Annotated in this window: 16 protein-coding genes; 12 read left to right on the forward strand and 4 right to left on the reverse strand. The window is 34.2% G+C overall.

The genetic code is table 11. The features are described from left to right. Window position 1 precedes the first annotated feature (1 nt). The 3 genes from LKD46_RS00470 (at window position 2) to LKD46_RS00480 (ending at window position 3,896) form a co-directional block, all read left to right on the forward strand. A complete protein-coding gene (locus tag LKD46_RS00470) occupies window positions 2-1,237 on the forward strand; it encodes a radical SAM/SPASM domain-containing protein (protein WP_025580259.1) in 1,236 nt (411 codons plus the stop codon). A 58-nt stretch (window positions 1,238-1,295) separates the two neighbouring features. Beyond that, the gene (locus LKD46_RS00475) at window positions 1,296-1,439 is read left to right on the forward strand and encodes a hypothetical protein (protein ID WP_173684410.1); all 144 of its coding nucleotides are present in this window, start codon (window positions 1,296-1,298) and stop codon (window positions 1,437-1,439) included. Window positions 1,440-1,529: 90 nt separating this feature from the next. After that, window positions 1,530-3,896, forward strand: a complete 2,367-nt coding sequence (locus LKD46_RS00480) for an ABC transporter permease (RefSeq protein WP_161276371.1) — start codon at window positions 1,530-1,532, stop codon at window positions 3,894-3,896. A 176-nt stretch (window positions 3,897-4,072) separates the two neighbouring features. On the opposite strand, the gene LKD46_RS00485 is transcribed toward LKD46_RS00480, so the two are convergent. Further along, entirely contained in the window at window positions 4,073-4,327 is a 255-nt protein-coding gene (locus LKD46_RS00485) for a hypothetical protein (protein ID WP_226824571.1), read from the reverse strand. Window positions 4,328-4,644: 317 nt separating this feature from the next. Between LKD46_RS00485 and LKD46_RS00490 the strand changes: the two genes are divergently transcribed. The 9 genes from LKD46_RS00490 to LKD46_RS00530 all read left to right on the forward strand — a co-directional run bounded on the left by LKD46_RS00490 (window position 4,645) and on the right by LKD46_RS00530 (window position 15,501). Further along, on the forward strand, window positions 4,645-5,334 hold the full coding sequence (locus LKD46_RS00490; RefSeq protein WP_025580962.1) for a response regulator transcription factor: 690 nt from the start codon (window positions 4,645-4,647) through the stop codon (window positions 5,332-5,334). A gap of 5 nt (window positions 5,335-5,339) precedes the next feature. Then, on the forward strand, window positions 5,340-6,257 hold the full coding sequence (locus tag LKD46_RS00495) for a sensor histidine kinase (RefSeq protein ID WP_117843973.1): 918 nt from the start codon (window positions 5,340-5,342) through the stop codon (window positions 6,255-6,257). 139 nt (window positions 6,258-6,396) lie between these two features. Continuing rightward, window positions 6,397-7,320: an ABC transporter ATP-binding protein gene (locus tag LKD46_RS00500; protein ID WP_055151469.1), complete on the forward strand. Its 924-nt coding sequence runs from the start codon at window positions 6,397-6,399 to the stop codon at window positions 7,318-7,320. Beyond that, a complete protein-coding gene (locus LKD46_RS00505) occupies window positions 7,313-8,122 on the forward strand; it encodes an ABC transporter permease (RefSeq protein ID WP_117843974.1) in 810 nt (269 codons plus the stop codon). The genes LKD46_RS00500 and LKD46_RS00505 overlap by 8 nt, the downstream gene beginning before the upstream one ends. Before the next feature lie 5 nt (window positions 8,123-8,127). Then, the gene (locus LKD46_RS00510; protein WP_117843975.1) at window positions 8,128-8,913 is read left to right on the forward strand and encodes an ABC transporter permease; all 786 of its coding nucleotides are present in this window, start codon (window positions 8,128-8,130) and stop codon (window positions 8,911-8,913) included. Between the two features lie 274 nt (window positions 8,914-9,187). After that, window positions 9,188-9,388: a plantaricin C family lantibiotic gene (locus LKD46_RS00515; RefSeq protein ID WP_025580957.1), complete on the forward strand. Its 201-nt coding sequence runs from the start codon at window positions 9,188-9,190 to the stop codon at window positions 9,386-9,388. Between the two features lie 116 nt (window positions 9,389-9,504). After that, entirely contained in the window at window positions 9,505-12,642 is a 3,138-nt protein-coding gene (locus tag LKD46_RS00520; RefSeq protein ID WP_173684412.1) for a type 2 lanthipeptide synthetase LanM family protein, read from the forward strand. 42 nt (window positions 12,643-12,684) lie between these two features. Next, on the forward strand, window positions 12,685-14,781 hold the full coding sequence (locus LKD46_RS00525) for a peptidase domain-containing ABC transporter (protein WP_025580955.1): 2,097 nt from the start codon (window positions 12,685-12,687) through the stop codon (window positions 14,779-14,781). A gap of 54 nt (window positions 14,782-14,835) precedes the next feature. Next, window positions 14,836-15,501 carry a DUF6973 domain-containing protein gene (locus LKD46_RS00530; RefSeq protein ID WP_025580954.1) on the forward strand — a complete coding sequence of 222 codons (666 nt, stop codon included), beginning with the start codon at window positions 14,836-14,838 and terminating at the stop codon, window positions 15,499-15,501. A 680-nt stretch (window positions 15,502-16,181) separates the two neighbouring features. On the opposite strand, the gene LKD46_RS00535 is transcribed toward LKD46_RS00530, so the two are convergent. The 3 genes from LKD46_RS00535 to LKD46_RS00545 are packed head-to-tail and all read right to left on the reverse strand — an operon-like array spanning window position 16,182 to window position 20,239. After that, the gene (locus LKD46_RS00535; RefSeq protein ID WP_059085305.1) at window positions 16,182-17,111 is read right to left on the reverse strand and encodes a hypothetical protein; all 930 of its coding nucleotides are present in this window, start codon (window positions 17,109-17,111) and stop codon (window positions 16,182-16,184) included. A gap of 25 nt (window positions 17,112-17,136) precedes the next feature. Then, a complete protein-coding gene (locus LKD46_RS00540) occupies window positions 17,137-19,143 on the reverse strand; it encodes a VirD4-like conjugal transfer protein, CD1115 family (protein ID WP_025579348.1) in 2,007 nt (668 codons plus the stop codon). After that, window positions 19,133-20,239: a hypothetical protein gene (locus LKD46_RS00545; protein ID WP_226854332.1), complete on the reverse strand. Its 1,107-nt coding sequence runs from the start codon at window positions 20,237-20,239 to the stop codon at window positions 19,133-19,135. The genes LKD46_RS00540 and LKD46_RS00545 overlap by 11 nt, the downstream gene beginning before the upstream one ends. Between the last annotated feature and the right edge of the window lie 86 nt (window positions 20,240-20,325).

Here is a 20,325-nt window from a genome sequence, read left to right on the forward strand (position 1 = left end):
TATGGGATATAAATATAGGGTGGTGGAAATTGGAGAATATGTTCTAATTATCCAAAGAGAAAAAAATATTTGTTTTAAAATGAAGAAAAAAGAATTTGAAGAAGAGGGTGACATAAAGATTCGGGAAATTATAGATGGAATTTCAAAAATGCGAAAGAAATATGATGTGACATTTCCTGAGAATAAAAAACAGATGAATACAATTTATCTATTTGTTACGGATTATTGCAATCTGAACTGTGAATTTTGTGCTATGCGTTCTAATAATAAGGATATCAAAAAAGAGAAATTGTCTCAACTTGAAGTAAAAGAACATGTAATTGATAAAATTAGGAAGGCTAACCCTAGAAAGTTAATAGTCAGTGGTGGGGAACCGTTTGTCCTAGAGGACATACTAGATATTCTTAAAGAGTTGAAGGAAAATATTAATACAAAAATAATTGTTCAGACAAATGCGACTCTATTAACAGAAAAGACTATTAAAAGCCTTAATGGAATTATTAATTCCATAGAAATTAGTACAGCCCATTATAAAAATACTGAGCAATTAAAAGAAAAGATTGCTTTATTGAATAAATACAAAATAGATGTAGTGTTAACATTTACATATCAGAATGAAAAGGAAAAGATGTTGCTTCGAGAAATCATAGATATGGCTGCATATTACGATGCTGATTTTTTGTTGCATTTTGTAGATTATGCAGGGAGTGCAGCAGATAGAGGTTATCCATTATTAAATTATCAAGAAAGGTTAAAGGTATACTGCTATTTTGCTAAATATATCATAGAAAAGGGCTATACGAATAAACGTTTTGCCGGAAATCTTTTTCATGCGGTAGAATTGAGCCATCCATGTTCAGCATTTGGAAAAATGGCTGCTTTTTTCCCTGATGGAAATATATATTTGTGTCATTCTCTGGTTAAAGAAAAATATCGAATAGGCAGTATAGAACAAGAGACGGATATAGAGCAATCGATCGAAAAAATATTGTCTAATGACAATGTGGAAAAGTTATTTTATATGCCTAATGAAAAATGTAAGACTTGCAAATTTAATTGTGTTTGTGGAGGAATGTGTCCAGCACTTATAGAAGAAGGAGTAGATTCTGACTGCACATTAAGAAAAATTATGTTTATATATAGCATGTTTATATTTGATAAAAATGAAAATATAGCAATAAATTTGGAAAGATTTATAAAATTTTGTGAAGAGGAAGAGTATCAGCAATTTTTGTGATATGTATATAATTAGTGAAAACTATTTATATAAATTTTTAATGAAAGGAGGAGTCAAAATGCTGGAACATAAAGAGAATAAGGAATTAACAGAGGCAGAAGTTAATGCGTATGATCTCGTCATTATTTGCTACGGTAAACTGAGAAAAGATTGCTTAACTGATTGCTTAGACGGTACTTATTGGTTATCACCAGAGCAGTAAGATGTGCTAGGAAAAACCCATTTTCAAAATCAGAATTTGGTTTTGAAAATGGGATTTTTCGTAAATTTATATAGAATTGAGGTAGGAAAAATGAAAGGCAATAATGAAAAAAAGGTAATAGGGCATTTAGCAAGACAGGATTTGAATAGTGTGAGGTTAAAGAAGTTTTGTGGCATTTTAACGATAATATTGTCAACAGCATTAATTATAGTGGTAACACTTTATTTTGTACAAACACAACGTTTTTCAATTCAAGATGCTGAAGGTCGGTATCAAGCGACATTTATGGATGTTAATTCTAAGGTTGTCAATAAAATGAAAGCCATGAAGAATGTTGAAATGGGAGAAACTAGAACACTGGGGACATTAAACCAGGGGACTTATAAAATTACTATAAGAACAATGACAGAGTCGTTACTAAAGTTAGGAAGATATCCCGAATTAAAGGGGAAATTACCTGAAATGGAAAAAGAAGTTGTAGTAACTGATTCATATTTAGAAGAGGTTCAATCAAAGGCCAAAATAGGTGATTCTATAGAGATAGATTTAGGAGATGGAAAAGAAAGCTATGTTATTGCAGGAATTTTACCTATGCAGAGTACTGCAGATACACATTCGATATATGTATCTGATAAATTGATTGAAAGAAAAATGCCAGGGGCTTTATATAGCATATATTTTAAAATTAACGATACTCAAGGCTGGAACGAAGCCGGAATAAAGAGTGAAATTGATAAAATAGCACAACAATTAGATGTACCAAAGGATAGCATTGTTTATTCATCTTATTATTTTTCTCTTATTAGTCAGAAAAGTATTCAATATATAAGTGTTATTTTGGGCGTGAGTTTAGTCATTGCAATTATATCAAGTATAGTTATTTATAGTATATTTTTTGTTTCTGTTTTGGAGAGAATTGGAAAATATGGACAGATGAGAACATTGGGTATGACTAAAAAGCAAATCAGAAAAATAATAAAAATAGAAGGGAATGTTTTAACTCTAAAAGGTTGTTTTTGGGGATGTGTTTTTGGGGGTATTATAGCTTACTTTATTCAACCAAAAGGATGGTATTTAGTGAATACTATTTTAATATCAGGTATGGCGAGTGCGTTTGTTTATTTTGTTGTAATGTTATCTCTTTATAAACCAGCAAAAATAGCATCTGCAGCCTCTCCAATAGAAGCATTACGATATTTTGCAGATACAGAGGTAAATATAAATAGGAAACATTCATATAAAAAAATTACATTGTGGAGATTAGCATTGTTAAGTGTGCAGCGTAATAAGAAAAAAACGTTTTTAACAATACTTTCTTTAGGAATTTGTGGAATAGTTCTTATGGCTAGCTCTTCCTACTTAAATTCTATTGATCCATATAATATGGCAAAAAAATCAATGCCAAATGGTGAAATAAAAATTGAACTTGGAACATACGGACCACAGTCTTATACGAGTAAACAATATTTTGATTTACAAAAAAATAATATTTTAAATCAAGAGTTGCTAAAAAAATTAGAGGATATGCAAGCTGTCGAATCAATTAAACAGTATAAAGGAACAGTTTGTGACATAACATTACCGAATGGCGATACAGATATTTTTGTTGTGGACGGAATACAATCGGGGGATATTACTAATTTAAAGAAATTTTTAGTAGATGGTGAAATAGATTTTAAGAAAATGCAACAGAAAAATGGAATTGTAGTTTCGGAAGCAAGTGAGTGGGAAACTTTATGGGATTGGGAAGTTAAAATTGGTGATACAATTAATATTTTAGATAGCGAGGGTGTACCAGTAAAATATGAGGTTGTAGGAATTGTAGAAAATGGTGCTGATTATGGCGGCTACAATATGGTGTATATGCCTTTATCTAATATGGAAGAATTAAGAAAAGATGTATTAAATTTAACTTATCAATTGAGTATAAAAACAACAAGTGATACAAATGTTTCAAAAACAGAAGATATGATTAGAAAGATGTTTCAAAATGAAATGCCTATCCAATTTACTACCATAGATGATGTTGCTGCTTCATATAAACAAAGGATAGATGCATATAGAAAGCCAGTTTATGGTTTAGTTATATTTGTAGGAATTTTTGGTATTGTTAATTTGCTAAATATGCTGTTTTCAAATATGGCAACACGTAAACGAGAATATGGAATGCTACAATGTGTAGGTCTAACTGATAAACAATTATCATCTATAGTAGTAAAAGAAGGAATCTTATATTCCGTTGGTTCGATTTCAATTTCTTTGATTTTTGGAACTATTTTTGGGATTATACTGTGTAATGTATTTAGTTCCTTTAGTGTTTTTGGAAAAGTGATATATCACTTCCCATTTAAAGAAATGACGGTATATTTTTCAATACTTATTATTGTTCAAATGATATTTGCCTATATAATTATTAATTTTTACAAGAGAGAGAGTCTGATAGATAGAATAAAATAGAGTATATCTACTAATAAAAGAATTTTATAAATTAATATATGGGCATTGTATTTGTTCTTTTGCTTCATAAACTGCAATATATTTTTGGTTTGAAAATTGAGTATGAGGGTGAGAAAAGATAACAGAAAAGGTAGGAAAGCGTTCAGTTGATTTCCTACCTTTCACATTATGGACTGTTAAATACTCTGTTTAATAATACGAGTGATAATCCCCACTGCAACATTCCGTTCTTCATCAATATGTGTCACAACAAAGGACACCTTATCTTTCTTCCCAACGGTGCGGCTGTCGTAGCAACTGTGAGCAATGGCGTTGACGCCCAATTCTAACCGGACAAAAACAGTTCCTTTGTGGATGTCTTCCACCGTTCCGGCATATTTTCCCTGTACCCGACAACTTTTCAGATTTTCTTTGCTGGTGTTGCCTTCCACGATTTTTACATCTGCATGGATGGAGAGCGTTTCTGGGGAATCTCCCGGGATAGTTAAGATTCGGACCAGAATATGTTCCCCTACCTGGAATCGTTGTCAGATTATTCTAGTATGGGTGAATTTTTTTTAATTGTAGAGGTTTGTCAAGTTGAGATGAAGAAATAAAAATTTGATATATAAAGAGTTAGCCAAAATGGTTCGATATATGAATTACAAGAATATTGTAAGATACAAACGGTTAATATAGTGATAAAATAATTACCAATATAATTGTTGCAATCAATTTGAAGAGATATACATATTACTGGAGGCTTGAGATGAGAAAAGATATTATAATTATTGATGATGATAGGGATTTATGTACACTCTTGCAAGAGAGTCTTTTGCAAGAAAATATTTGTGCAGATATTTCATGCAACGGTTTTGATGGGATAAAATCAGTAAAAGATAAGGAATATCAATTAGTTGTATTGGATGTGATGATGCCAGGAATCAGTGGTTTTGAAGTTTTAGAAAGAATACGAGACATGAGTAATGTACCAATACTAATGCTTACAGCGAAAGATGACAGCACCTCAAAAGTAAAAGGGTTGCGGGCGGGAGCTGATGATTATTTGACAAAACCTTTTGAAATGGAAGAGTTTTTTGCAAGAGTATTATCTCTAATAAGACGTTACACACGTTTAAATAATATGGCTAGTAAAGCAATTTTGAAATATGGCGATTTAAGAATTGACTTAGAAAGTGGCATAGTAGAATTGTCTGGTGAAGAGCTTAAATTATCTGCAAAAGAATATGATGTACTTATATATCTTGCAAAAAATCAAGGAAAAATTCTCACGAAGAAACAAATATACGAAAATGTTTGGAACGAAGAGTATGTATATGATGATGATAACATAATGGCAGTTATTAGCAGATTGAGAAAGAAAATAGAGCGAACAGCAGAAAATTCGTATATTCAGACTGTAAGAGGTCTTGGATATAGATTCAATAAGGAGTTATGAGATAAATGAAATTATTTTATGTGGTGCTAGTCATACTTTTATTTTATAATTTGGGATTGACACTTTATGTGTTTAAAATTAATAGAAGACTAAAAGAGTTCAATCAAATACTTTTAGAAATAGAGAAAGGTCAAAGCAAACAAAAGTTTCTATTGAAAAAAAATAATAGGATAGATCAAGTTGGATTTAGAGTAAATTCTATATTGTATAAATATGAAAAAAGGATCGAAGAGAGTAACATAGAGTTGGAAGCAAATAAGCAACTCATGACAAGTTTATCACATGATGTCAGAACACCCATGACAACCTTAATAGGGTATTTGGACGCTCTAGATTTAAAACTGGTAAGTTCAGATAAAGAGGAACAATATCTAAGACTAGCGAAAGAAAAGGCGTATGACTTAAAAAAATATATCGAAGTGTTATTCGAGTGGTTTAGGATTAATTCAGATGAGGAACAGTTGGAAATAAAAGCAGTTGACATTACTGAAGAAACCAGAAGGATTTTTTTGGATTGGATCCCTATAATAGAAGAACATCGAATAGGATATAATATAGAAATTCCTGAGAAAGCTATAATTGTTGAGATTGATGAGGATTGTTATATGAGGGCTATAAATAATATTGTGCAGAATATTTTTACTCATAGCAAAGCAGCAAACATATCAATAACAGCATCAGAGGGGAATGGTAAATTTAGACTCGAGATAGGTGATGATGGGATAGGGATAGCAAAGGAAGATTTGAATTATATTTTTGAAAGATTATACCGGTGTAATAAAGGAAGATCCGGAAAAGGGAATGGACTGGGATTAAATATTTCAAAATTATTGCTAGAGAAAATGGGTGGGACAATTAGTGCATTTAGTGAACCGGGTAAAGGAACAGTATTTTGTATTGAATTTTCAGTTATACAAAGGTAACAAAAAAGATGATACGTTCGAGTATCATCTTTTTCGTATTAAATAAATTACAAGGTTCTTGTCAGGTTTCTGTCAGGTTCCTGTCAGAAAAATATATTATACTGTAAAACATAGAAGATTCTGAAAGGAGAAAAACCAAATGTCACAATACATTATACAAACACGTGATTTAACTAAAACATATGGAGAACAGAAAAGTGTTTCCAATCTAAATATGCATGTAAGAAAGGGAAAGATATATGGACTTTTAGGGAGAAATGGAGCTGGAAAAACCACAACTATGAAAATGCTGCTAAACCTCATAGAACCGACATCAGGTTCCATACGTATTTTTAATAGAGATATAAGGCTTGAAGAGAAAAAAATATTACCTCGAATAGGATCACTGATTGAAAGTCCTGGATTTTACCCTAATTTGACAGGTACGGAAAATCTTAGAATTTTTGCGAAATTGAGAGGAATCCCAAGAACTGATGCTATCGAACAGGCATTAAAACTTGTTAATTTACCATATAAAGATAAAAAGTTATATTCGCAGTATTCATTAGGAATGAAACAGCGATTAGCTATAGCATTAGCGGTAATGCATGATCCAGAAATATTAATTTTGGATGAACCAATTAATGGCTTAGATCCGATAGGAATCGCAGAAATAAGAACATTTATAGAAGATTTATCTAAAAATAGAGGGAAAACTATATTGATCTCTAGCCATATACTTTCAGAAATTGCTGTTTTAGCAGACGATATTGGTATCATTGATAAAGGCGTACTCATTGAAGAGGGAAGTATGAAGGAATTAGAAGAAAAAAATGGAAAATATATACACTTCAAGGTTTCTGATAATGCCCAAGCAGCAAGAATACTGTCAGTGTATTATAAAGAATCAAATTTTAAGGTATCAGGAAACCAAGATATAAATGTGTATAATCTCAGTATATCAATACCAGATATAGTTCGTTCCTTTGTTCAAGAAGGAGTAGACGTGATGGACGCTCATTTGTGTGAAGATACTTTAGAGGACTATTTTAAAAAAGTGACAGGAGGGGAAGGAATTGCTTGATTTAGTCAGATGTGAGTTTACAAAATTGAAAAGAAGGAAAATCACGCTCATGCTGATTGTATTATCATGTTTTTTCCCCTTAATTGTGGTTATGACAACTAAGAACGGGATGTCTGGTGATCTGAGCACACATTATTTGAAAATGAGGTTTGATTTATCCTTTACTATGACACAGGGCTATGGTCTTGTATTCCTTGCACCTTGTTTAATAGGAATGCTTGCGACAATCTTGTTCTTTATGGAACGAGATAATGATACATTTAAAAATATTAGAACAGTGCCCGTGACAATTACCAAAATGATCCTTGCAAAGATCTGTGTACTTTTTATATATGGTACTCTTTTTAGCCTGGCGAGTGTATCATTTACAATATTCTTTTCATGGATATTGAAGGTTGGTATTATATATGATTTAGCATACAAGCTAGGATTTAGTATTATATTTGGGCTTGTGATAACGATAGCGTCACTTCCTATTGTGGTTATAATAGTATATTTTAATAAATCCTATTTAGTGTCTACATTGTTGGCATTTTTTTATTCGATTCTAAATTGGGGAATTATCGGTTTATTTGAAACAATGGCAGTGAAAGGTACCGCAAAATTTCTAAATCTATTTCCAGTTATATGTGCGATGGACTGGACAAGCGGTAAACTGGTAGATCATGTAATAAAAGATAATTTGTCAAAAGAAGCATATATTATGTTTCCGTCAGATATTTATGCATTTTTGGTATTAGGAGTAACATTGTTCTTATCTTTAATGCTTATGATTAGATTTTATAAAAAATGGACGAGGTAATTTAAATGGGAAATATTATATCAACAGAGTTATTAAAAATTAAAAGATATTCAGTTGTAAAAGCTGGATTAGTTATGATGTCGCTATCTGTGTTAATGAGTTGCTTTTATTCAATTGCAAGCACAAATAAAGTATGGGATTTTCAGTATTTTATACAGCAGGTAATTATTAGTAATTGTACATTATTTTTCCCGATTATTATTACATTAGTCGCTGTGTACATTATTTCCAGGGAAACAACAGATGATACATTAAAATCTATTTTAACAGTACCTATTTCATATAAAAAGTTACTTATTGCTAAATTTTGGCTGCTTTTATTTTTAACTATAGTTTTTAGTATTTTTAACGCTCTTTTGTCAATATGTTTTAATGCTTTTTTAGGATTTTCTGGAATGAATATTCATATGATGCTGATGTCAGCCGCTCAGATTATTGTATCTGACATATTGGTGTATATATCAGTACTTCCCATTATTATTGTTTGTGCTTTTGCAGAAGGAAAATCATTGCTGGGAGTTGCCGTTGCATTCATCTACGGATATTTTGCAACAATGGAAGGAAGTATGCTTAATTGGTTTCCAATCAAGGCTGCAATGATACTTGTTGATCCTAAATGCGGAAGCGAATATGGAATAACATATAAAATTCCTCCTGCGGCGATGTCTATAATTGGGGTTTTGGTGGTTTCCATACTATTGTTTCAAATGCTAAACAGAACCAAAAAGAATGTTTATATGAAATCAAAAAGAAAAGTAAAGGTAAAACAAACAAGACGGAAAGGGTGGTAAAAAATGGTGGATTGAATGTAAAGAAATGTTGTCCGTAATCATAAACAATTTTAATATATGTTTGTAAGGAAGGAGAAGAGAAAATACATACTGCTAGTCAAGTGAACTTAACAGAACCTTTTAAGGAAATGAGAAATGAAAAAATAAATATCTTAGGATGAACCTGAAGGGTTCTGTATTCCTGCAGTATTTTGTGAAAAATTAAATCGTATAGATATAGACATTTTGAATTTACATATGGTATCTATGCAAGAAGCAGTTAGGAGCGTGCCTTATGAAGAAAAATTATAGAAATCCAATGACAAGACCAGAAAATTTCATGAATCCGGCAGGAAATGTAATGAAGGAAATTAAAGAGGCGGATTTAAACAATTTTTCCGCAGGTGCTGGTGAACCAAGAGTTTCCGATGGGTCTCAGTTCTGTACATCAACAAAAGAATGTAACTGGGGAACAATTATGTTTGTTTGCTGTTAGTTTATGAGAGTGGTATGAAACCACAGGTATGATGACTACTGAATGAATAGGTTTGGCTTCTATGCATAGATATCATATGCAAATTCAAAATTTTTTACATAATGGAGGAGATTATTATGGATAAAAATAATTGTGACAATAATTCCTATTTTTATGAAAGAAATTATTATAAGGATGTTCCAATCAAAGATACTCAAATATTAGAATATTGGAATAACATTTTAGGTAAAGATGTTATTGAATCAATAGATAAGGCTTATGGGGTTTCTATAGAGCAGATATTATTTTCAGAGTATTCGTTAAATCATAAATATATTAGCTTTGCAACGTTAAATCAGGAATATTCTGATATGTGTAATGAGAAGGCTATATCCTATTTGACTAAAAAAGGGACAAAAGTATTATTTGATCAATTTGTTCTCAGGTTTCTGGGATATGGGAAACGGGTTTTAGAAAGAAAGAGTAGAAAAGGATATATTGTTAAAGTAATTCAGGACTGTTTTTTGAAAAATTTAGCGGAAAGGATTTTAGATGTTTCTTTAAGCACTCTTATTTTTGAAATGTATTTAGCAAAAGAACAAGGAGAACTTAGAGGAAATGATGAAGCAGAAGAATATAACGACTATAATCAGAGATTTCTTGGTAATGATAAGTATATAAAAGAATTATTTTCCATATATCCAGGTCTTAAAAGAATGCTGATAGAATTAATGGAAAATTTGGCAAATAATTATATATTATTGCAGGAAAGAATGGAAAAGGATACTTTACTTTTAGAAGATAAATTTGGTGGGAAAAAGAGCTGGACTGAAGTAAAAGATATAAGAACGAGTGGTTCAGATTCACATAAGAAAGGAAATAGTGTTTTTTTAATTCAGTTTCAAGATGGAACAAAAATAGTTTATAAACCACACGGACTGAAGGTGGAGAAAGCATATCAGTCATTTTTGGAATTTATTTCTTCCAATTGTAAAAAGGACTTTAGGCAATTTTTGATTCTGGATTGTGGGGACTATGGATGGGAAGAATTTGTAGTTAATCTTCCTTGTAACAGTGAGGCTGAAGTCAGGAATTATTATTATCGGATAGGAGTGCTTGTTTTTTGCAATTATATATTAAATGTCAATGATATACATACTGAAAATCTTATTGCTAATGGGGGATATCCGGTTGTTGTAGATGCCGAGACTGTCTTAGATAATAAAAGGGACAAAAAGAAAAAATCAGGTAGAGAAAAAATTTACGATAAGATACATGAATCAGTGTTGTATTCTGGAGTACTGCCTTTTTATAAATACACTAAAAATGGAAAAGGTATAAATATGAGTGCTCTTAATGGCCAAGAGGGAGAGCAATATCCAATACTGATTCCAAGATTAAAAAATGCTGGGACATCAAATATGCATTATGAATATGAAAGACCTATTACTCAAGCTAGTAATAATTTACTGAGACTGGGGGAAAAGGTAAAAGAACCTAATCAGTATATAGATGAGATATGCGAAGGTTTTTTTGACGCATATACATTTTGTTTGGACAATAAGAAGCTTATATTAAACTATGTTTCGATATTTGAAAATATTGAAGTTAGGCATTTAGTCCAAGATACTCAGCGGTATTCCATGCTATTGCACACATCATACAATCCGGATTTTCTTCAAGATGCGAAAGATAGGCAACTATTTTTGTGTGCAGTGTTAAAAAATGTGGAACAGATGCAAGGGAATATGGAAATTGCAAAACTGGAAATAAAGGATATGCTGAATATGGATATTCCATATTTTTATAGCAATACTTCAAAAGAAGATCTTTATGGATCAGAAGGGGAAGTGGTGAAGAACTATTTTGCTGAGTCTAGTATTCAACATCTTAGAAATAAGATCTGTTCTATGGGCAAGAAAGATAGAGAAGAACAGATTAGATTTATAAAAATAATTTTAACAGATTTGAATGATGTAAAAGTTGAGAAACCTAAAAAAGATATAAATGAACTTTGTATAAGTAGAAGCGATAATGAACATGGACAAAAGGAATATAAAAAAAATGCCATATTAAAAATTTTACATACATTAGAGCAAAAAGCTTTTTATGGTGATGATGGGCAGGATATAAATTGGATAGGAATAACATCTATTGGAAATTCTGAAAATTCTTCTTGGAATATCCAACCATTAGGGGTTTATTTATATGAAGGATTAGGAGGAATTGCCCTTTTTTATAATGCACTACAGCAATCAGATTTTGATGTGGATTTGTCAGCAGCCTGCAAAGCATTTGAGACCATGATGTTTCAATATACCGATGATATGTTGGAACGATCCACGGATTTAGAAAAGGAAAGTAGCGGTGCTTATGCGGGGGAAGCTTCTGTTATATATGTATACGAAGTTTTATATAAGATAACAGGAAAACAAAAATATTTAGAATATGCAGAAAAACATTGCAAAATTTTAGAGTATGCATTGAAAGCAGATGAAAATAATGATCTGATTTATGGTAATGCAGGTGCCGTTATTGTTCTTCTTAATCTTTATCACTTAGCTCAAAAGGATATATATTTGCAATTGGCGTGCGAAGCAGGGAACATTCTTATAAAAAATCAGAATAAGGGTAAGTGGTGCTGCGGAAACGGGCAGAGCTTATCTGGGCTGTCACATGGAATTACAGGTATAATTTATGCTCTTACAAAGTTAAATAATGAGCAATTTCATATTGAATATCAAAAGGCAATACACTCTGGATTAATATATGAAAATACCATGTATTCTGATAAATATAATAATTGGTTAGACAATCGGGAGGAGGCAAAAAAAGAAGAAAACTCTGATAATAGATGCATGGCAGCATGGTGTCATGGGGCACCAGGGATTTTATTGGCAAGAAGTAAGATGTATAACCTGGTTAAAGACAGTAGTGATTATATAACAGTACAATGTGATATTGAACGTGCACTATTTGCGACAAAAATGTATGGATTTACAGATAATGACTGTCTATGTCATGGGAATTTGGGGAATACAGAAATATTACTTGAATATTCAAAAGAATGTAATGATGAAGAAGTAAGACATATGATGTTGTCTGCGAGAACACAAATTGCTATGGATATTATAAATGAAAATTACGATTGTGCAAGGTCTTATTTGCATGGGTATAAGATACCAGGATTTATGACAGGAATCTCAGGAATGGGATACTCTCTATTAAGAGATTTGTACCCAGAATTACCATGCATTTTGGCTCTGGAGATTTAGGAGCGTAATTGCTAAGTAATATTTAACAAAGGGAGGAACTTGATGTTTCAAAAAAAAGTGCATTATGTTTCACAGCTAGGAAGCATGGATTGTGGCATAGCATGTCTGACAATGATTCTTAATTATTACGGGTGTAAAAGTGATATCGTGGACATAGGGGCAGAGATTCAGATTGGCAGAGACGGTATGACCTTAGCTCAAATGAAAGAATTAGCAGAAAAGTATGGATTTAAATTTGCTGCATACCAGTATAATCATGAAGAAAAAAACTTAATAGAGTATCTTCCAGCCATTTTGTGTAATGATTCCCACTATGTGGTAGTTGATAAAACTAAGAAGAAAGGAAAATATATTCTGTTTGATCCAGCAAATGGAAAAAGAGTTGTCGATTTTTTAGAATTAAAAAACGGATACAAGGATATTCTTGTATCCGTTATTCCAAGTAGAAATATTAAGAAAATAAAAAAAACCAAATTTAAAATAGAGGTAAAATTCTCTCAATTTATGATTGCAATTATGTTGATGCTTATGTGTCAACTTATTACATTAGCTGTTCCAATGGTTGTGCAAAAAGTAATAGATAGTTTATCTTCTGCCCATATTACAATTCATATATGGAAAATTACACTTTTAGTTCTTCTGATTATGTGTGCCCATTTTGTATTGAGCTTACTAAGACAGAAAATTTTATTGAATATTAACATGAAACTTTTTAAAACAATGATTTCTAATATGATTCATAAAATTTTCCGTTTGGATGTAAGTTTTTTTGAATGGCATTCCGCAGGTGACATAGGGAACCGTTTCAATAGTATAAATCAGTTGAACGACATTCTTACCAATGGATTTATAAACATTATAATCCAAGGGATTACATCCTTGGTATGTTTAGCTGTTATGACCAGTATATCTCCATATTTGACTGCATTTGTTCTAGTTGTTTCTATTATACAGATCGCCATAATGATTTTATTAAATGGTAAAAATCTCATAAAGACGAAAGAGTATATATACTCACAGAGTACAATACAGGGAGAACTGATAGATACTCTGGAGAATATAATGGAAATAAAATGTATGGGGATGGATAATGCAGTTAAATCAAATTTACAAAATTCTTATAGTAAGTTAATAGAAAGATTCAAGGGAAAAACTCGAATTAGTAATTTGATGAATAGTTTTTCCTCAACCTTAAACTTGATTTTCCCTTTAATGATTTACGTGATTGGAAGTTATAGTGTGAAGCAAGGAGGGTTAACGATAGGACAACTTATAGCCTATGCAACCTTAGTGGGATATTTTACAGCACCTTTTACTACCGTTGTATTGTTGTTACCGAGTATCAATAGTATTAAAGAAGTGCTTTTACGTTATAAGGAACTAATGATTTTTAGAGAAAATTATCATACGGGAGTTCTTGTACCTGGAAAATTTGAAAATTTAAAAATAAGTTCGGTTTCATATTGCTACAATAGTGGGCAGGCATACGCATTGAATAATGTTTCTCTTGATCTTAGGCGAGGCGAGAGAATTGCTATTGTTGGTTTATCGGGTAGTGGAAAATCAACCTTGATAAAAGCCATACTGGGTGCCGTGGATATTAATCAAGGATGTATTGAGATAAATAATTATGATATCAGATCAATGTCGAAGGAACAGATTTATAAATGGTTTTCAGTAGTTACTCAAAATCCTATGTGCTTAAATGCAAGTATAAGAAAGAATATTGATATTATAGGTGATGCTCCGGATGAGAAAATATGGAAGGTACTAGACATTGTAGCATTAAAAGAGGAAGTTTTAAGTATGCCGTTGGGATTGGATACACTTGTTGGAGAAGGAGGACAAAATATTTCAGGTGGTCAAAAACAGCGTATTGCCATAGCAAGAGCTCTGCTTAGCGATACGGAGGTAGTTATTTTTGATGAAGCTACCAGTAATCTGGATCAGCTTACAGAAAAGAAAATTTATGATAACCTAAGGTCTACCAATAAAACGCAAATTATCATTACTCATAGACTTTCCTCTATTCGAGATACGGATTATATCTATGTATTGAACAGGGGAAGCATCATTGAACAGGGAACACATTTGGATTTGATGAAGAAAAAGGGATGGTATTTTGAGAGTATTCAATGACAGATAGGAATTAAATTATGATATGAAAAGCCATTGTATGGGGAGGTATTACAGATGAAGAAGAAAGAGATAGTTATTGGGGTGAGCGTACTGATTAGTGCATCACTTCCCATTTCAGTTTATGCTGCTTCAAATGAAAGTATGAGTTCTAGAGGTTTTATAATTGATGAAACTAATGAGTTTGAGGATATCGTTAAGCAAATTTTAGATGTTAAGTCAAAACATCCGGAATGGAGTGAACAGCAGATAAGTGATTTTATGGATCAGATTCATGCTATTAAGAAAGATGGCGTCATAGACATTTGGAACGCACTTACTTCTTCTGAGAAAAAATTAGTGATTCGATATCCGTTTGATGCACTAAAAGTCAATAAAGCAAAGGAAATTGCCACTAAACAAACCGAAAGAAAATTCGGAAAAAATGGTTTGGGTGACAGGAGTGACGCATTTAGACACGGAATATGGAATGCCGAAATGACAGTTTTGATAGGAAGTGAAAAAGCAGAGCTTTTTGCGACAGCACATGAAGATAAAGATACTACTGGAAACGAAAGCGATGGATATACAAAAGATGAGCACAAAAAAATGGATTTACATAACAATGAAATAGGGAGGAAATTAGGTGCAGATAACCTATCTGCACCAGAAGAGAAAATGGCGGAAATCATATATGACGAGATAATGAGAGAAGATTCGCTGTTTGTATGGCTGCATGAATGAAAAAGTTAGAACGTATGAACTGAAATGAAATATATCTCTAAGACAGTCGCAGATATTTTATTGATGTTTAGATATCTGTGACTGTTTTTGAATAGAAATAATAGTCGTTAAAAATGTCTGCTCTGACTAAATTTGAAAGAAGAATCAGAATGAGAACCAAGTACTAATGTATAGCCATGAATTAGATGTGAAATCTGTTAAATGATGGTCAAATGAGAATGAGGGGGCTGTAGAAAAATATTTATCAACATATTATTTGTCGATTTAGTTTAAGTAATGACAATAACAATAATAAAGGGGGACTTGATTTCTCATATCCCCCAGTGTATAATCTAATTAAGAAAGGTAATCAGATGCAAGATCTGATGCCCTCAGTAAAATTTAATTTTTTTCTATGTTAAGACATAGCATCCATCAAACTTTCTCAGGGTTTATCGTGGATGCTATTTCTTATCATGTCGATTATCTATGTAAGTCAGAGCCGCAAAAACTACTAAAAGCAATGTGAGTACTTCCATTGTGTTCATGGGCATCACCCTCCTTTAAAAACTAGAGGGCTGGTCGAAATTGCATCCGCATCTCTTTCTCGATTAGCTATACTCGCTCAGTATAGCATGGAATATCTTGTATCGCAATAAGAAATGGATGTAGTGAGCTCCTTTTCATATTGCTTTTGGTAATCAGATATTTTGTTTGATAATCCTTGTAATGATGCCAACAGCAACATTCCGTTCTTCATCAATATGTGTCACAACAAAGGACACCTTATCTTTCTTCCCAACGGTGCGGCTGTCGTAGCAACTGTGAGCAATGGCGTTGACACCCAATTCTAACCGGACAAAAACAGTTCCTTTGTGGATGTCTTCCACCGTACCGGCATATTTTCCTTGTACCCGACAATTTTTCAGATTTTCTTTGCTGGTGTTGCCTTCCACGCTTTTTACATCTGCATGGATAGAGAGCGTTTCCGGGGAATCTCCCTGGATAGCTAAGATCCGGACCAGAATATGTTCCCCTACCTGGAATCGTTCCCTGGCATCACCCAGCCAGTCAAAAGACAGATCTCTTGCAAGGATGGAAGTTTCTACACCAAAGATTTCTGCCCGGACTACTTTTTCAGCAACGGCAATGACTCTGGCCTGCACAATACGGTCTTCGTGGATTTTATTCTGTCCGGAAGAGTCCTGATCAAAATAGAAAATCTGACGTTTCTTCAGCATAGCATCTTTCCGGCTGGCAACGATGCTTCTGGATTTGGTATCCAGTCCTTTGATTACAAAGTCGATTTCACTACCAAGCATGTTATTAAGGACTTTGTTCTGTCTAAGAGAGAAATCTCCGTAATCATGAGTTTCATCTTGGATCAGATTGATCATCATTTCCGAGATAGGGATGACTGCCCGATAATCTTTATAGTAAATAATTGCTATTAAGCTGCCGGCTTCGGTCTTTTCAATACCTCCCAGAATGCCGGTGAGAATTTTCCGGGTACGATAGGCATTTTGGATGTCATGCCAGATTAAATCCGCTTTTGATTGAGCAGTTTCTAATACAGTATCGGAGTCAAGGGTTAAAATAGGGGTGTTCAGGTTCATTGTTTCGTTTGCCATAAATGTTATCTCCTTTCAAAATGTGTTATGACATGATGGAATCTTTATCTAAAGGAACCATGCCAGAGTCGGGGGAATCTTCTATAAAATTTTCCTGAAAGAAATCCTCCATAAAATCATCGGGAGTAGGTTCCTGATAAACGGGTTCGGATGTAAAATGTGGTTTCTGTTTTGCTATTGACGCAGAAGATGAACGGCGTTTCCTTTTGGCTGATCCGGGTGAGGGCTGTGGTCGATACTCTGTTTCTTCCGAAGACCCATTTTTGCGCCATTCAGGTATGTGTTCCGATGCTTTTCTTGGTGTCAGCTTTTTGGCATCTGGATGCAGGGTATAATCGTACTTTTCTACTTTTAGGACTTTTTGCCCACGTAGGATAACCAAAGCAGTATCAAGCGGGAGCCGCAAGATTTCATCTGGTGTTAAGAGTTTTCGTTTGCCGATAGATTTTGTCTGCCGGTATTCCGGTGTATAGTCGGATACCCGCCAGCTATTGAGCTGCTTGGCTTCGCTGCTTACCCCTACGGTCACATCGCCGCTGCGGTTGCTGATAAAGGTAGCAGTAACTTCATCTGTGCAGCCCAAAAAGAGCTGGGTATCACAGTTGCCAATGATTTCCTGCCATTGGTTATAAGGATAGCGGTTCTGCATCTGGGGCAAATTCTGAAAGATGCAGGAAATGCTGAGATTCCGGCTTCGGATTACACTGATTTTCTTATTCAGTTCCAGGATAGCTCCGGTGTTGGCAAGCTCATCAGCCAGTATATGTACAGCAACAGGAAGTTTTCCTTCTTCTCCATACTTATCTGCATAACGGACCAGTTTGATGAAGATGAAGGTCATAAACAGGGAAGATAAAAAATCGAAGGTGCTGTCCTGGTCTGAGGTAATGCAAAAGTAAGCACATTTCTGTTTCCCTGGAAGTGTCAGATCAATCTCATCATAAGAGGTAATCTGCCGAATGAGTTTATTCTGAAATACCTGAAGTCTGGCACCCAATCCGATAATAACTCCGCTTCGCACGGTATCACTGGCTTGTTTGTAGATGCAGTAAGGAACTTTTGCTGGATGGGACACTGGGAGCAGATCAAAAAGACTGTTCAGCTCCTTTTCGGAACTCATGGTCAGCAGCTTATAAACCTGTCCAATATTTCTGGCTTCCGGCGGAAAGCCCTGATCTACATAGAGAACCAGGGCTTTTAGCAGGTTCATCTCCGCATTATCCCAGAAATGATCTCCTTTTCCGGAACCTGTATTCTGGATAATGACATCTGCAAATACCTGAGCCATCGTTTCTTGTCCATTGATTTCACCCAGACAATTCCAACTATCCGAGTTTTCCGGATTGACCAGATTAAATGCTTTTACTACATAGCCCTCATTTTCCAGATAAGCAGACATGCTTTCATAGAGTTCGCTTTTGGGATCGGTAATGATTAAACTTTCCCCGGAAGCGTTGTTGCCTTCCTGCCCTCTGGCGACACACTGGAAAATCATATTCCTGGCAAATGCCCTGGATTTCATGGAACCGCTGGCACCATACACGGCGATATTTTTATTCATTCGTGTTTGATATGGAAGACATACGGCTTTGCCATTTAATTTTCCTAAAATGGTTCCTTTATTTTTCTTGACATCTCCGGTCAGTTCCAAAACTTTCATCATTTCATCTGGAGTCATGAATCCGGATGTACCGTAGGTTCCTTTTGTAGAGTAATTTAAGTTCCGGTCATGGTCACTAATTTCCCCGTTTCTGTCATATCCCATACGCATAAGTAAAAAAGTAAGAAGCCCAAAGAGAACCAGGCAAAGAAAAATCCCATACAAATTGTATGGGAAATCGGTAAGGGCGGTATGAAAGCAGACCAATGGGTGTAAAGAAGCTGCTTGCGGATAGGTTCCGTTGCCGGCAAAGTTTCCGGCAGAAGTCCATTCCTGATAGTTTTTAATAAATTGTGCTGCGTATCCTCCGGCATACAGAGTGCAGACGCTTATGGGAAGCAAAAACAGGAACTTCCACCATTTACGGTTCATTGAAAAACCTCCTTTTAAACTTTTGAAAATCAATGCTGGAGAAGTGTATATCTGCAGTTAGGTATTTTTTCAGGCAGGGAAGCTGAAAGTCAAAGCAAATCAGGTTCCCGGATAGCCCATATACATTTAATCCAGTATTGAAGCGGTTGATACGCTGCATGTCAAAATCATACGCAAGCAAAATAGGATTTTCCTGGCTGTCTATTCCATCATGTTCAATTGGCAGATCCTCACGCTGGGGAAAACAGTCGGACAGTAGTAGCTGATTGAGCTGCATCATACGCTGGGGTTGTACCAATAAACGGAGCAGGTATTCTCCGTAGCTGTTATTGGGCAGGAAATAGAAGTGTTCATACGAAGTATCCAGCATGAACAGTGTTTTTTTGTATCCACCGGTACTGGTAAGGAGCCGGAAAGCCATATCCATATCACTGCCAGTCATGATGGCATAAACGGTAGGTGGCCCATGGTAAGGAAGTCCCTGAAGATAGTGCTGCAAAAAAGCATTGAGTCGGACTTCCGTTTTGTATTCCCATTTTAGAAGTGTATTTCCGGTATTATAAACAGCATAGACACAGTGAGGAGCCATCAGGATTCCTATACAACGGGAATTTTTAATTTTGGTAGTGGATGCTCCAAGATTTTTTATTTCTCTGGAAGAGTAAAACAGAGGAAGGCTTCGCACAGGAAACGTAGCCGCTTCGCTGGATTCAGAAAAAAGCAGCGGCTTTTCATCTGGAAAGAATGGGATTCCGGCATGTGAAAGCGTTAAATAGGTTTCTGCTTTTTGATGAAGTCGCAGCCGTCTTGGTAATTCACTACGTATGAGGTTGGTTTCTGCATTTCCGGTTAAATAGTTTTGAAAACGACAGGGATTTTGCGAAAGCAGCAGTTCTTTTGCCCGTTTGGTAAGGCGATAACCTCGTAGGCCATCTTTATAGTGTGTTCTTATAAGCTTACTCTGCTTTAAATCTGTAACCACCTTCTCTGCATAGGAATCACTCTCAATCAATCTGTTAAGCTGTCCGGAAGGGAATTCCCCACATAGCCCAACCATTTCCAAAAGCTGATATTTTATAGAATCGGTTTTTATCAAATAAGCATCACCTCAGTTCGATTTTTACCTATGACAGCCTATACTTGGGTAAAGTAAGGGCGGTATTAAGCATAAAAAATGCAAAG

Origin of the sequence: Blautia fusiformis (assembly GCF_020686995.1) — a bacterium.
Taxonomy (GTDB): Bacteria; Bacillota; Clostridia; order Lachnospirales; family Lachnospiraceae; genus Blautia_A; species Blautia_A fusiformis.